The organism is Paenibacillus sp. SAF-068 (genome assembly GCF_051967555.1).
GTDB lineage: Bacteria > Bacillota > Bacilli > Paenibacillales > Paenibacillaceae > Paenibacillus.
Map to the genome: position 1 here is coordinate 1 of NZ_JBQCJX010000008.1, position 14,602 is coordinate 14,602.

General features: G+C 47.8%; 10 protein-coding genes. 2 read left to right on the forward strand and 8 right to left on the reverse strand.

Features of this window, described 5'->3' with window-relative positions:
- Window positions 1-523: 523 nt before the first annotated feature.
- The 7 genes from ACTHPG_RS25775 to ACTHPG_RS25805 all read right to left on the reverse strand — a co-directional run bounded on the left by ACTHPG_RS25775 (window position 524) and on the right by ACTHPG_RS25805 (window position 10,378).
- Window positions 524-1,072, reverse strand: a complete 549-nt coding sequence (locus tag ACTHPG_RS25775) for an N-acetyltransferase family protein (protein ID WP_440392230.1) — start codon at window positions 1,070-1,072, stop codon at window positions 524-526.
- A 52-nt stretch (window positions 1,073-1,124) separates the two neighbouring features.
- Window positions 1,125-2,729: a response regulator gene (locus ACTHPG_RS25780; protein WP_440392231.1), complete on the reverse strand. Its 1,605-nt coding sequence runs from the start codon at window positions 2,727-2,729 to the stop codon at window positions 1,125-1,127.
- The gene (locus tag ACTHPG_RS25785) at window positions 2,726-4,636 is read right to left on the reverse strand and encodes a histidine kinase (protein ID WP_440392232.1); all 1,911 of its coding nucleotides are present in this window, start codon (window positions 4,634-4,636) and stop codon (window positions 2,726-2,728) included. Before ACTHPG_RS25785 ends, ACTHPG_RS25780 begins: the two co-directional genes overlap by 4 nt.
- A 28-nt stretch (window positions 4,637-4,664) precedes the next feature.
- Complete coding sequence (locus tag ACTHPG_RS25790; RefSeq protein WP_036616400.1) at window positions 4,665-5,513, reverse strand: carbohydrate ABC transporter permease; 849 nt, start codon at window positions 5,511-5,513, stop codon at window positions 4,665-4,667.
- Window positions 5,510-6,460 (reverse strand): carbohydrate ABC transporter permease, encoded by a 951-nt coding sequence (locus tag ACTHPG_RS25795; protein WP_440392233.1) that lies wholly within the window; start codon window positions 6,458-6,460, stop codon window positions 5,510-5,512. Before ACTHPG_RS25795 ends, ACTHPG_RS25790 begins: the two co-directional genes overlap by 4 nt.
- Before the next feature lie 48 nt (window positions 6,461-6,508).
- Complete coding sequence (locus tag ACTHPG_RS25800; RefSeq protein ID WP_440392234.1) at window positions 6,509-7,849, reverse strand: ABC transporter substrate-binding protein; 1,341 nt, start codon at window positions 7,847-7,849, stop codon at window positions 6,509-6,511.
- Between the two features lie 285 nt (window positions 7,850-8,134).
- Entirely contained in the window at window positions 8,135-10,378 is a 2,244-nt protein-coding gene (locus ACTHPG_RS25805) for a glycoside hydrolase family 88/105 protein (protein WP_440392235.1), read from the reverse strand.
- A gap of 371 nt (window positions 10,379-10,749) precedes the next feature.
- Between ACTHPG_RS25805 and ACTHPG_RS25810 the strand changes: the two genes are divergently transcribed.
- The gene (locus ACTHPG_RS25810; RefSeq protein WP_440392236.1) at window positions 10,750-11,577 is read left to right on the forward strand and encodes a methyl-accepting chemotaxis protein; all 828 of its coding nucleotides are present in this window, start codon (window positions 10,750-10,752) and stop codon (window positions 11,575-11,577) included.
- Window positions 11,578-11,732: 155 nt separating this feature from the next.
- Here the strand turns inward: ACTHPG_RS25810 and ACTHPG_RS25815 are convergent, their stop codons facing one another.
- Window positions 11,733-12,551, reverse strand: coding sequence for an endonuclease/exonuclease/phosphatase family protein (locus ACTHPG_RS25815; RefSeq protein WP_440392237.1), 819 nt, complete (start codon window positions 12,549-12,551; stop codon window positions 11,733-11,735).
- Window positions 12,552-12,820: 269 nt separating this feature from the next.
- On the opposite strand from ACTHPG_RS25815, the gene ACTHPG_RS25820 reads away from it, so the two are divergent.
- A complete protein-coding gene (locus tag ACTHPG_RS25820; RefSeq protein ID WP_440392238.1) occupies window positions 12,821-14,602 on the forward strand; it encodes an SWIM zinc finger family protein in 1,782 nt (593 codons plus the stop codon).

The following is a 14,602-nucleotide window of genomic DNA, read 5'->3' on the forward strand; positions in this document are numbered from 1 at the left end:
GTTCATTCTGCAAGCAGAATGTTTACTCACTCGTTGTTCAGTTTTCAAAGATCAAACTTGTTTTGTTACCGAATGTTGTTCTCTTCAGCAACTTTTATATCATAACACGTCCGAACCAACTTAGCAAGCTCTTTTTTCAAGTTTCTTTCGAAGCTCATTTTCTTTGCTTGCAACACTTTGTTTTCCGTGTTTTTTTGGCCGGAAATAGAATATACCATATACACAATACAATTACTACTTGTAAAATATACCATTAAAAAAGTAATTATATATTTGATTCAATCTCTTCAAAATCTCTTTTTTCAATGACAATCTTACTATATCCTATATACACTTACCGGTCTAATCTGTTTCAATACAGGTTATGAACAGACTTCATCAGCATCCCTACATTCGTTCTATAAGATATGAAACACAATACCTCTATTCAATAAACATTGCTATCTATGATGTATTTACCGAATCTAATAATCAAACTACAGAGAACTTTAAGCATGATAAGACTGTGTTCTTCATTTTTTTACTATCCGTCTATGAACCTCCCCATGACTATCGTGTCATGATACTGTCCGTCTGCATATCGCCGATCCTTTTTCAGGATACCTTCGATCTCGAAGCCACTCTTTTGGTATAACTCGATTGCTTTTTCATTGGATGCCAGTACGTTCAACGTCATCTTCTCTATACCAGTCTGATCTGCCCATTCTATTGACCGCGCTAACAAGTTCTTGCCAATCCCATGCCCCCAGAACTCTCTGGCTACACACACGCCGAACTCAACCTTATGGCAAAAGCGCTTCAACTCTCTGCCTTCGCATCGGGAATACCCCACAATCTCGCCAGCTACTACAGCAACAAGGAACAGATGCCGCAACTTCTCGGTGTCCACAAGGATAATCTGTCTAAACCCGGCTGCGTCGATATACGCCTCGCCCTCTTCACGATCCATATTCTCGGTTTCCCCGTCCAATTGAACACGAAGTGAAGACAAGGCCACAGCATCTTTTTCCTCTGCCGATCTTATTGAGTAAGATAAGCCTCTAATGTGATATTCCTGCTGTTCGATAATCATAAGAACCATTCCGCCTCTGCCGCTTTATTTAAAACACTTCACCTGAATCGCTCTATCCCACCTCAGAAGGACTCTTGCCCGTAAGCATTTTGAACACCTGGCTGAAATATGTCGCATTACGGAACCCCGTCATCTCACTCACTTCATATACCATGTAATGTCCCGACTGCAACAATTCCAACGCTTTCTGAATTCGGTAACCGTTCAAATAACTCACGAAATTCTCACCGGTCACCCTTTTGAACAGCTGACTCAGATACTTGGGATGTACGAATAATCCCTTGGCTATTGCTTCAAAACTAATCTCATCGGCGTAATGCAGCTCCACATACTGTTTCACCTGCTCGATCAGTTTATTGCTTTTCTTCTCGCCCATCTCTTTGCGTATCTGTTCCAGCCAATCGCAGATAATACGATCCATCCAGCTTACCAGATCATGCAAAGCATATTTCGACTGAATTTCACGCAAAAAATCACTCATCGCCAGCGGCGGCGTTAACATGGGATGAAGTCGGTTCCAACTATGAATCAACGTGTCAAACAGACTGACGGCCACAACCTGTACATCTTGTATTCCAACACAGTTCCCCTCTTTCAGCAAAAGGCAAATATGTTGCCATACCTCTTCCGCCTGATCAGGCCGTATATCCGCCCAAGCCTCATTCCATTGACGAAGCAATAAGGAATAATCCGTCACGCTTGGCTCTGTATCCTTTAATGCTTCATAGTGGTAGATACGACTCCCACCTTGAAACTCTGCTGTTTCCAGCGCTTCCCTGCTCTCAAGATACGAATCTATCACCTCACATGGGTGACTCTTGGATCTCCCGATTCCAGCACTTACTTCAATCTTCAGATACGTAAAGATCTGATCAATCATCCGCTCTACGAGTGGCAGGCATTCCTCCAGATCATCCATATCTCCTAATAGAAGCAACACAAATACCTGATCCGAATAATCAACAATCTCTACCTGACCATTCATGCGCGCTGTTTGCTCTTTCACCGTCTCCTGAATAATATCGGCCGCCCCATAGCGGAGAAGCTGCCAATCCCGTTCTTTCATCCGTGTCAGAAATACGGGGCGATTCAGTTGCAGACTAATGGCGCGTGTCTGTGAGGACATATGAATGCCTATATAGTCCATGCGTTCTTTAGGCAGTTCGTCTGCCCGATATCGCGTAGTCAACAGCTCGTGAAGAAATTGTTTGCGCAAATACGGAAGTACCCGTCCAACCTCCTGCTTGTACGTCCGCTCCAGCCGCTCATGCCGCTCTCGCACATCTTGTTCCAGTAGCACCTCCCGCAGCACAGACTCAATCTCCTCAACCTCTGCCGGCTTCAGCAAAAAGTGATTCACCCCCCAGCGCATGGCTGCCCGGGCGTTCTCGAATTCGTCATATCCGCTAAGAATGATGATCGGCAGGTGGGGATGATCACGTCGCAACGTCTGTGTGATCTCAAGCCCGGTCATCCCGGGTAGATAGACGTCAGTCATAACGACATCTGGATGCATGCGGTGAAACAGGTCCAGCGCATCCAAGCCATTGGAAGCAGTGCCTGCAATGCTGAGGCCCAGAGAGGGCCAATCGATATGATCTGTTAGTGCCTTTACAATATGAGGATCGTCATCAACAAACATAATGGTCTTCATCATTTTTCACCGTCCAACCATAGATTTAATTGCTCGTCGGTCTCAATACGCGGCAGCGTAATGGTCACTTCCACGCCACCTGACTCTCTATTGCTGAGTTGAACGCCATACCTCTTCCCACAATATAGCTGAATGCGCTGATGTACATTCCGTACGCCGATACCATACGTCTCTTCGAGTGTCCACCCCTCCGGCAACCCCCGCCCATTATCCGTGATACGAATAACGATATCCTCATGCGGACCAATCTCTTCGTTCATATGGACCTGAATTCGAAGTGTACCCTCTTCAGGGTGCCCGTGCATAACAGCATTTTCGATAAAGGGCTGCAAAATGATCTTCGGAATGTAACAACCGCGAATACGTGGATCGATCATCTCCTGATAATGAATGGAGAACGGCAGCCGCTCTGACTGTATGTTAACGTAACAACGGGCATGTTCTAACTCATCTCGAACCCGAATAAACAACCTACCTCCACTCAGTCCAATCCGTAACAGCTTACTGAGTTGTACAATCATGCGGCTGATATCCTTGGCTTCGTAATCGAGTGCGCGCCAGTGGATCATATCGAGAGTGTTGTAGAGAAAATGGGGTTTGATCTGGGCCTCAAGCAAGCCCGTCTGGGCTTCACGCTTGGCCTGGCTCTCCTCCTTTACCTGTTCCATCAGCGTTGTGAGCTGTGAAGCCATGTGATTAAAGCCATAAGCCAAGTGGGCATATTCCTCTGTGAACGAAAGTTGCACCCGGGTATCGAAGTCCCCTTTCTCCAGTTGCCTCATTCGCTTGATCAACTGTCGCAGAGGACGGATGATCTGCCTTACAAACAGGTACGCAAGCACAGCGGAACATAACAGTCCCAGTATGGCGATGCCGAGAATCTGCCAGCCCGCCTGTCTGACCGGAGATAGCAGTGTGTACACCGGAATAGTCTGTACGAGGCGCCACTGAAGCATGGCTGGTCTGGAGTAGAGCACCAATTGGGCACCTCCGGATTGGCCGGAAACGACTTCATATCCGTCTGCGCCAGGCTGCACATGTTCCTGAATCCATGCACTATCTATAATAGAAGAAGATGCGTTTACGGAATCATCCGTTTCTGGAGCTGTACTCACTTCATTACTTCTATTCGATCGTTCCTGTTCGTCCAATTCATCACCTTCAGCATGACCGGATTGTACATTCTCCCCTGCTGGATCAGCTTTCCCCATCTCCATAACGACATTACCAGCCGTATCTACCAACAGCACTTTTCCATCAAGCACCATGGGCACATCAGCAAACCTGCGTACGATGTCCGATCTGCTCAGTCGAATAAGTACATAGGCAACCGTTCCGCCTCGACTATCAAAAATTCGTTGGGCGTATCCAACCAGGGATTGGCCCGATTCGTTCTCACGCAGGGGAACCCAAGCCGCATCAGCCTTTTCCAGCGTTGCAAACCAAGATTCGTGTGCGATGGTGTCCACCGGGAATATGCGATCAGCCATAGTCACTGTCACTTCATTAAAGACATCCGTATACAGTTCAATGGAAGTAATGCCGTCACTCACAACCATGGTATGATCCAGGATTCGAGAGACCTCTCTCCGTTGGTGAATCTGTGCAAGCCTGCCCATATCGGCCGTTTCGAGCAGAGTGGACAGTTCCCGATTGCTTGCCAAACCGTAGGCAGTTCCGGTTACCCCTGTGATGAAATCAAATCCCCGACGTGTGCTTTCGTTCAGAAGAGCCAGACGTGCCTTGCTAATTTCGGCAAAAGTGACCGCGGAGAAAGACTGATATGCCAGCCAGACGACAACCGAGACGAGTAACAGGTTAAACGCAATAAAGCAAGTCACCATCAATGTGGAGAGCTTGCTTTGTTGCAGCTTTTGATTAATGAATGAAGACCATCTTCCTTTCCCCATGGAAAAATCAACTCGTTTCGTCTTGGAATTACCCTTTGAGCCCGGAGGTCGCGATTCCTTCCACGAAGTACTTTTGACACACGATAAATACAATGAAACATGGCACCAACGACAACACCGACATGGCAAACATCGGACCCCAATCGGATTGAGAACTGGAATCAAGGAACAGACGCAGACCCAGCGGTACCGTGTATTTGCTCACGTCACTCAAGTAGATCAACTGACTGAAGAAGTCGTCCCATGTCCACAAGAACGTAAAGATCATCGTGGTAACCAGTGCTGGGAAAGCCAGTGGAATAATGATTTTAGTGTATATTTTCACAGGACCGCATCCATCAATAGTTGCCGCCTCATCCAGCTCTTTGGGCAATCCCCGGAAGAACTGTACCATGAGGAAAATGAAGAAGGCATCGGTCGCGAGCCATTTGGGCACCACAAGCGGCAGATACGTATTCACCCACTCCAGGTGGTTGAAGAGGATATACTGCGGGATCAGCGTCACATGATGTGGCAGCATGATCGTCATAAGCATCAGGCCGAAGCAGATGGCTTTGAAACGAAAATTCAATCGGGCGAACGCATACGCTGCCATGGAGCAGGAGATGACATTACCCAGCACAGCTCCAAGCGATAGGATGACAGAGTTGGTCAGGAAACGGGAGAACGGATTGCCCTGAATACCCGACCAGCCATTCATGTAATTTTGCCAATTCCATTCCTGTGGCCAAAACCAGGTCTCTGTAAAGATCATATGTCCCGGTTTGAATGAGCTGCCCAGCATCCAGAGAATCGGATAGAGCATGACAAAGGCGATACCTGAAATCAATACATGTTTGCTGACGACCCATGCTGTAGAGTTCCGTTGTCCGATCATGATTTCCCACCATCCTCATAGTGCACCCACAGCTTGCTGCTGCGGAATACGAGCAATGTAAATACGCCAATCAGGATGACCAGCACCCAAGCCATCGCGGAAGCATAGCCCATCTGAAAGAATGAGAATCCCTTTTTGTATAGATACAGAGAGTACATTAAGGTTGAGTTCACCGGTCCTCCGCTACCATTACTGATAACAAAAGCCTGTGTGAATGATTGAAAGGACGTAATCAGCTGCATCACGAGATTGAAAAAGATGACGGGTGACAGAATCGGCAACGTTATATAGAAGAATCTCCGCAGCGGACCTGCCCCATCAACCGCTGAGGCTTCATCATATTCAGGTGGAATCTGCTTCAAGCCTGCCAGGAAAATAATCATGGATGATCCAAACTGCCATACGGATAACAGCACGATGGAATACAGGGCATACTTCGGATTGGCAACCCAATCCGGTGCCTTAATACCTACCATGGCAAGCACACTATTGAGCAGCCCGTCCCCACCCAGCATCTTACGCCACAACATCGCAATTGCCACGCTACCCCCAAGCAATGTTGGGATGTAATACACTGTCCGGTAAATACCGAGCCCTCGAATTCCTTTATTGAGCAACATGGCTACCAGCAGCGCAAAGATCAACTTGACGGGTACCGATACAGCGACATACGTGAAAGTGACTTTGAGCGACTGGGTAAACAGTTTATCCGATGTAAACATCGTGGTGTAGTTATCCAGACCGACCCAGGTAGGGGCGGCCAGGATACTGTAATCGGTGAATGAGATATATAACGATACCAACATTGGACCCAAGGTGAGAAATAACAATCCGACAAGCCATGGGGCGAGGAACAGAAGCGCGGCTCCATTATGCGCATATCTCCGTTTGACCCGGCGGCTAGCTACACTTTCGATTCGGGCTTGACTGACCTGTGATGTCGTCATCTTCGCAACCTCCCCGCAGAATTAGTAGTCTGGAACGGTTTCAATGATTTACTGACTCGATCCAAGCGTAGCCTTCGCTCCTTCAATAAACTGGGCAATCACATCAGGAGTATCGCCTTGTCCGAAGGCGATCTGCTCGCTTGCGCTCTTGAAACTTGTGTCCACTTCAGCAAATCCTTGCGGGTATGGTGGGTCAATCTCACTGGAATGCTTCGATACGGTGTCGATAAATTGGAAAATGACTTGCTCCGCTTCCGGCAGCGTTGGCTGCATCTGCTCACGAATGCTTGAGTTAACCGGCACACCACGCTCAGAACCAAGGATAGCGGTTGCTTCTGGATCATTGACCATGAAGTCAATGAACATGGCGACTTCCTTCGGATGTTTTGTTTTGCCATAACCGGAGAGGAACTGACCTGGTTTCAGGTACTCGCCAATCTGCTGCTCGTTAACACCATGCGGGAGTACTTGTATCCCAAGCTTATGATCCTGGTTTTTGTTCACCTGCTGGAATGTCAGCAATTGATTGGACCATGCAAAATCCATGGCAGCTGTACCCAGTGAGATCGGGCGTGTCTCCAGCGCATTGGTTGTGGATGCCGTTATTTCCGCTGTGGTCACTCCACCATTCTCGCGCAATGCACCCCACATATCGAACCACTGCTGAAGCTCCTCGCTGGTAGCGGTCATTGTGCCACCCTCGAACAATCCTTTCCCGGATTGCCGGATAAACACTTCAAACATGTTCGTTGTACCGGAGATGTCTGCTGATCCATAGAATCCCTCACCCTTTGCTGTGGCAATCTTGGTCGCAATATCCCCAAAATCCTCCCATGTCCAGCTCTCTTGCGGTTCTTCAATACCTAATTCCTGAAATACGGTGGCATCATAAATGACACCAGGTGCGTTTACTCCGAGGGTAATCGCATATAATTTATCGTCAATTGAACCGGCTGTAATCATGCTCTGATCGTGGTCCTCTGTCCGCAGCTCTTTGCTCTCTGCAAACGGAGTCAGGTCAAGCAAGGCGCCACGCCGGGCAAAGTCAGTCAGAAATGCGTAATCCATCTGGATGATATCCGGTGCATTCGAACCAGCCACTTGTGTAGTTAACTTGTCAAAGTAACCGTCCCAACCGGAATATTCAGGCTTAATGGTGATCCCCGGATGTTTCTCTTCGAACAATTGGATGACTTTGGTCGTCAGATCATGTCTGGTCTGTGATCCCCACCAGGTCATGCGCAGTTCAATCTTGCCTGAAGAGTCTCCTTCACTTTCACTTGTCTCACCGGAAGAAGCTGGCTTATCGGCAGCACCTCCTGAACAGGCTGTAGCGAACAATAACAGGGACAGGCAGAACAGGGTTACCCACTTTTTCGTGATCATCATAAATGAATTTCCTCCCCTTTTTACTACTATGGAATCGCTTACAAAATATATTGTATCGGTCCGTCGCTGTACATGACATAAACAAAAGTAAGCTTTCCTGTCAAAAAAGTAAGGAGTTGAAGGAATCAAAAACCACCGGGAATACCATTCCCGGCGGTGATGTTCCCGTCTCAGATATGATTACGGGTATACAACCGTATTACGTGGAGCAGAAGATAAGTTGTTGTACAGGAACGATGGTATGAAAAATCAGGTATTCCGTATAGATATGGTCTGTCAGGTCTGTCAGGAATGTGAGACTGCAGGTGAAGACACTCTATGCTCAGACAGATGTTTCTTCATTTTTGCCACTTCGGTTCCTGCCAGCATCATAATGCCTATACCATGATTGTCATTGGTGACGGTACGCAAGTCCTGATCGTAATACTCTGCCGTAAACGCATATCTTGATCCACTGCACACGCCATGGACATTCCCTTGACGATCAATGGCTTTGCAGATGAGTCCCTTCCAGGCCCGTTCGGCGGCCGTGACGTAAACTTCAGGGTCTTTGAACCAGCCAAAGCGTACACCTCTCGCAAAACCATAGGCAAACATCGCCGTGCAGGAGGCTTCTTCATACGTTTGTGGTTCGTTCAACACCTGATGCCACAACCCACTTTCCCCTTGAAGCGCCGCATATCCTTCACACAATTCGTTGAAGAAATTAATTAGAGCCGGGCGCTCGGGATGCTCTACCGGTAAAGCTTCCAGTACTTCCGTCAAGGAAAACAGTGTCCAGCCATTCCCCCTTCCCCACGGAATCTGCGTTGCCTGTCCGTATTTGAAATCATACACATGAGACATGATCTTGAAGTCAGGCATGAAGAGATACTTCCGATACAGTGAAAATTGTCTGGCGGCTTCATCCAATGCGGCGGAGTTGCCTGTCACCCGTGCATAACGAACGAGAAACGGCGTGCTCATATAAAGATCATCTGCCCACATGGTATTCTCGGCATACTCCCCTACACATGTGCGATAAAATGCCCCATCCTCCTGCCGTTCCAAGCGGGAAAGCATGAAATCTGCAATCCGTTCAGCAATCGGAAGAAACGTTGGTTCATGACACTCTGAATATGCTTCCAGCATGGCCGAGCCAAAAGAACCGCAGTTATCCAGCATTTTCAGCATGACCAATTGTTGGTTGACTGCCGGGAAACCATACTGCTGCCGATCCCATAATGAGTACTCATACATTTGGGTACATGCTTGCACATGCTCAGCCGCATAACGTGTAATGTCCGTTCTCTGCAAATAACGCCCCGTCCGTAACAGACCATATACAGTGACACCCAATGGATAATCCCAGCGACCATAATTGGTCACACTGCCCACGGTCCATTTGTTGCTTAACATAGCGTTTTCATAATATGGTCTAATCCAGGCATCCGGTCGATCCAAGCGCCAATATGTCTGTTCTTGCCCTGTTTGGTACACTCGGTCTGTTCGGGTAAGATCCTGCATGTCCGGTTCAACCTCCGAATCAAAAGGTCCGACATACAACCAGGACTCTCCGGAAGCACCGTGCACACGCTGAGGAAGTTCAAGTAGAAGTGGCTTACCCGAAACGGTTGCGTTCAAATTAAAGTGCCATGGTCTCACCTTAGTGTTGCATTCACTTCGGACAAGCAGGTCACTCCGTCCAAAAGAGGCTGGTACATCGACCTCGAACGGGCCCGCCTCCTTTATTTGCGCCACAGGCTTGCCGCTGATCCATATATTTAGAGAACCGGAGGATTGACCTGACAACTTAACCTTTCCTCCGGTTGGATCGGTATTGTTCAGATGAGTCCAAGCATACACATGCCGTCCAGGAAGATGCCCGTACATTCGATCAAGAGCTGACTTGGTAATATCTTCATCAGACCAGCCTGTCTCAGGCAGCCACTTCAAACTGTATTCTGCTTCTTTTCCAAGCAGGTCTGGTTGCTTACTCGCGATTGGGTTCGGTTGAGAGAACACCCACCCCGCTTGTCCCTGTCTCTCCTGAAACGGTGCAAATACGTTCAGAATACGAACTTTACCTTCATCAGAACCAAACTGGCAGCCAAATCCGGCAGGGGTATTCTTCATTTCCAGCCAAATGGTGTTCCAACCCGGCTTGATGTCGATGCTGAGTTTCACCGTTGCATCAGGACTAATCTCATCCATTACGGTAGAGCGATAGACCAACTGCTCATTGAAATAGAAGCGAACAGGTCCATAACAGCGAACCAGCACATCCAGATTCCGTTCCTCATCCCCCCAGACCAGCGCAGCTGCATAAGACATATGGTCTTTGGGTGCATCAGGAAAGCGTTTACCTAAATTCAGATCATAAAGGCCTTTTTCATTTTGCAAAATACCAGACTTCTGGAATACCCGATATACAAAATCAGCCTGCGCATTGGCCCCAATATACCTCTCGGCCAGCACCTTCAGAACCTGATTCTGATCCTCTCCAAATCGGTAATACATGCTCTGCGGTTCACTGAAATAGGTCGTCATCGATGACACACATCCCTCTCACGTTGAAATACAATCTTATCCGAAATAAAACGTTCGCTTGGGCAGACAAGCCCCGTATTCGCTGTCACAGCTCTTGGAGATATAGCGCTTAACCTACGTAGGAAACTCCCTTGCCCTGAACGATAATATCCTCTGGTTTACTCAAAGGCCAATTAATAATCCCAGTATACCTGACATGTTCTATGGTGGCTACAGATTTTTGTTTACGCTTACAAATAATCTCGCAGTCCCTCTTTAGGTCTCGCCCGTTGAATATATATTTGAACATTGTTTAAAAAAACAGAAACCGTTACCGATATAGATAGTAGGCTAAAAATTCCACTTTTTGTATCGGGAAGGAAAGATGAACATTGAATACTCTTGAATCTCTGGTAAATGCTATGCCTTTTGTTAGCCAAATGTTCCGTGACGACATATCCATATCCATTAATGATCATGAGAAAGTTTTGTATTTTTCCGAAGCAAAAAGTCTGGAGATTGGCGTGAAGGTTGGAGATGAGCTGCATGACGATTACAAAGATTTCAAAATGCTCACCAACAAGGATACGCGTACCGTGGCACGCATGCCTGGTGATCTGCAAGGCAGACCTTTCGACGCCATCCTTATTCCCATTAAGGAGAATAATCAGGTCGTGGGTATATTGGGTGTGAACTACGCACTGGATAGTCACATGACACTGGAGACGCTGATCCGTGAAAATGAAACAACCATTCATGCACTCGTCGGCGGCATTCAGCAGATTGCGGCACATTCGGAAGAACTCTCTGCGACCTCGGAAGAGATTCTGCGCAACTCCAAAAAAGCTTCAGAGAACTCTGTCAGTGTGTCTAAAGTAACAAACGTCATTCGTGAAGTATCGGAACAAACCAATCTGCTTGGACTGAACGCCATGATCGAAGCAGCCCGTGTGGGCGATCAGGGAGCCGGATTCGGTGTGGTTGCCAGTGAAGTACGCAAACTGTCCGATCATACGAAACAAGCAGCGGCAGATATCGAAACATCCCTCGGTAGTGTACAGGATTCCATGAAACATATGGAGCAGGAGATCGGTCAAATTACAACCGCAACAGTCGATCAGGCCAAACTCGTCAGTGAGTTCATGGAAAGTATCGAACAACTTAGCGAGACAAGTGCGAATCTGAAAAAGTTCGTACATCAGATGCTGGCACTCGAATAACAGTTTGTTTCCTAAACAGAAAGAACGAACGAGATGAAATGTACATAGAACGTGATATAGCATGTGAAAAGCCTCCAGCTACACTTCCTTAACAGGAAGTCAGCGGAGGCTTTGTTTCGTAATTGAGTGGATATCCATTTATAGTCGTATGGCTGTTAGATCTCTACAGCGACACCAAAATGGTCGGACACAACCGGCCCGTTTGTACCGTTCAGGACTACGTTGGAAGACTTGGCCTGAATGGGACGATTGGAGAAAATATAGTCGATCCGCAGATCGCGTTTGTTATCTGCCCAGCCGGCAATGGCCTTCACCACGGTTGCTCCTTCATCCTTTTGCAATGCGGTCGTGTACAGGTCATTCCAGCCTTTGCTCATCATATAATCATAGCCTTCTCCACGCACTTCCGCGACATTGTTGAAATCACCCATTATATATAACGGCTGATCCATGTAGGGGGCAAGCTTGCTCTCCGTCAACTCCCACTGTCCCTTAAACGGTTCCTGCGCATCATCCCACCAGTTGTAGTGACCGTTCACAAACCAGGTTGCTTCACCTTGGACGACCGTCTGAATTCCCACAATCTTGCGTGTACGGTAATTGTTATAATCCCGCATGTGCGACACATACTCTCCAAAAGCCTGTGTAATCGGCGTTCGGCTAAGGATCGCCAGTCCTTCATCGTATTTCTGAAACCCGACATGCGCGGGAATCCACGTCCAGTAATATTGCTCTGTCAGCTGCTGAAGCAGGACATGGGCATAGTTGTCCTTTTTAATCACAGCATCGGATTCAGTTGCAACATAAGTCCCCAGTTCTTCTTCAGAAAGCGCAGCTTCCTGCATGGACTGGTTAACCTCCTGCATGGAGATTACATCAAATTGATGTGTATTAATAAAATCAGCCAGCTGACTGATCTTGTTCAGTTGATCCTCTTCCGCCCAAGCGTGTGTGTTTAACGTGAGTATTTTCATATGCTCTCTCCTGTTGTTTGTAATATGACCCCTGTATCGTTCCTGAAAGGAATACATACGATAAGCATACACAATATGGGGCGATCATGCATTCCACTCGTTCAAGGCCTGGCGTATTCATCTTGATTCATGTTGATCCAAAAAGAATTTCATATTCTTATAACCCATGCACGGATCGACTCATAACTGATATGATGGATACAACGAATTTACAACATCACGTCATAGACATGGTGATTACTGAACCTATGTTTACCCCAGGAGATGGAATGATGAACATACCGAATAACATGAGGATGGATGATGCGCAGTGGCAACAGTTGATCAGACAGGTTGCGGAGCATTTTAATAACCTGACGATCATGCGCGGATTCCAATATTATAAACAGAAACGTGTCGGACCATTAGCCTATTCCGAACAACAAGGGATCTCGGCCGTCGTACAAGGATCGGAAGAATATGAGGTCACCCTGAGCATGCAATCCCTGTCTACAAGTCATTGTACCTGCCCGGTGAGTTCCGTATGCAAACATATGACAGCTGTCTTAATGAGTTATGCCGAACAACTGGAGCGACCTGTACATGCGATTGTAAACGCACACTCCAGCACTGCGCTCAAACAAACGACCAAACCCCTCGGGGCCATGTCCGCAGGACGATCCAACTACGCGGATGCCGATGAACAACAGGATATGGATATTCCGGGCAACCACTACAGCCAGATCAAGGAGCGCGCAACAGAGCTTGCCGAACTCGAAATCTCGGAATGGCATGAGCTATTCCACTCTTGTCTGAGACGCCTGGGTACCGGCACAGCAAGTACATCCTACGTGCAGGAAGCAACGGACGAGCTATATGCAATTAAGCCAAGGCTGACCGCGGCGATGGACCGACTTTTTGAACTGCATGTGCAGCTGCACCTCATGCGATTCTGCGTGCCCCCGGCTCGTAACTCAATTACGCATACCCCCGTGTACTTGAGCTACCCTGCCCAGCTCGCGGTGGATGCACTTCTGAAAGACATTGAACGGATCTTTAACCATCCGCTAGACTTGTCCGGTCAAAAGGGAAACCAGCTTGAACAACATTGGAACAGGCTGACCGAAACCTCTGCTTATTTGCGTAAACAGATGATGCCTGAGACAGCCAGCATGATGTTCTTCACTCCGATCTATCGACAACTGTGGATGAACTGGATCGTGCCTGAGCTTCAAGGGTCTCAGGACAGGCTAAACTCGGAACAGGCCATATTAAATGATATAGAGCGCGGTATAATTGCCGCTTCTGCACCATCCCAATCAGGTGAAAGTGTCTTGGGTGGTGGTGCTCCAGGCAATGGAGGTAGTAACGATAGACCAAGCAGAGCCGTAACACTGCCCCTACCTTTGGTGCTCGCACAGAGTTGGATGCACTTCCATTTGAGGCAGGATGATGAGGCGTGGCAACGACTCGTCCATGGAGGTTCAGCTTATGGCTTCCCGCCAGAACATCTGTTGCATTTTCTCCATGTACTCGCAGATTCGGCTGAATGGAAAAGGCTTGGGGATTGGTTGGTACAACTCGGCCCCCTTCTGTCGAATCGGCGCAACACACCTTTGAATGATTACATGCATCTATGGGATACGGCCATTCAACATCTGCCCGATGCAGAGAACCGAATGTGGGACACTTTGGTCAGCATGCTTCCCCACTCCCGTCCAGCCTATGAAGATGCCATGCATTCTCGTAGTCAATGGCGCAGGTGGATTGATTTTCAACTAAGTACGGGGACAGAGCCTCTCGAATTCCGCGTAGCGGTGCTGCAACCGATTGAAAAAGATGCACCTGAACTGCTGCTGCCCTTCTATCATCAGGCGGTGGAGCGTTATATCGGACATAAGAACAGGGACGGATACAAGGCCGCGGTGAAGCTGCTGAAACGCCTGTCCAAAATCTATAAAAAGTTGAAGCAAGAAGCGCACTGGGAGCAATTCATCACCACACTCGCCGTTCGTAACAGTCGGCTGCGCGCCCTGCAGGAAGAGCTTCGGAAAGGTAAACTGATCTCATGA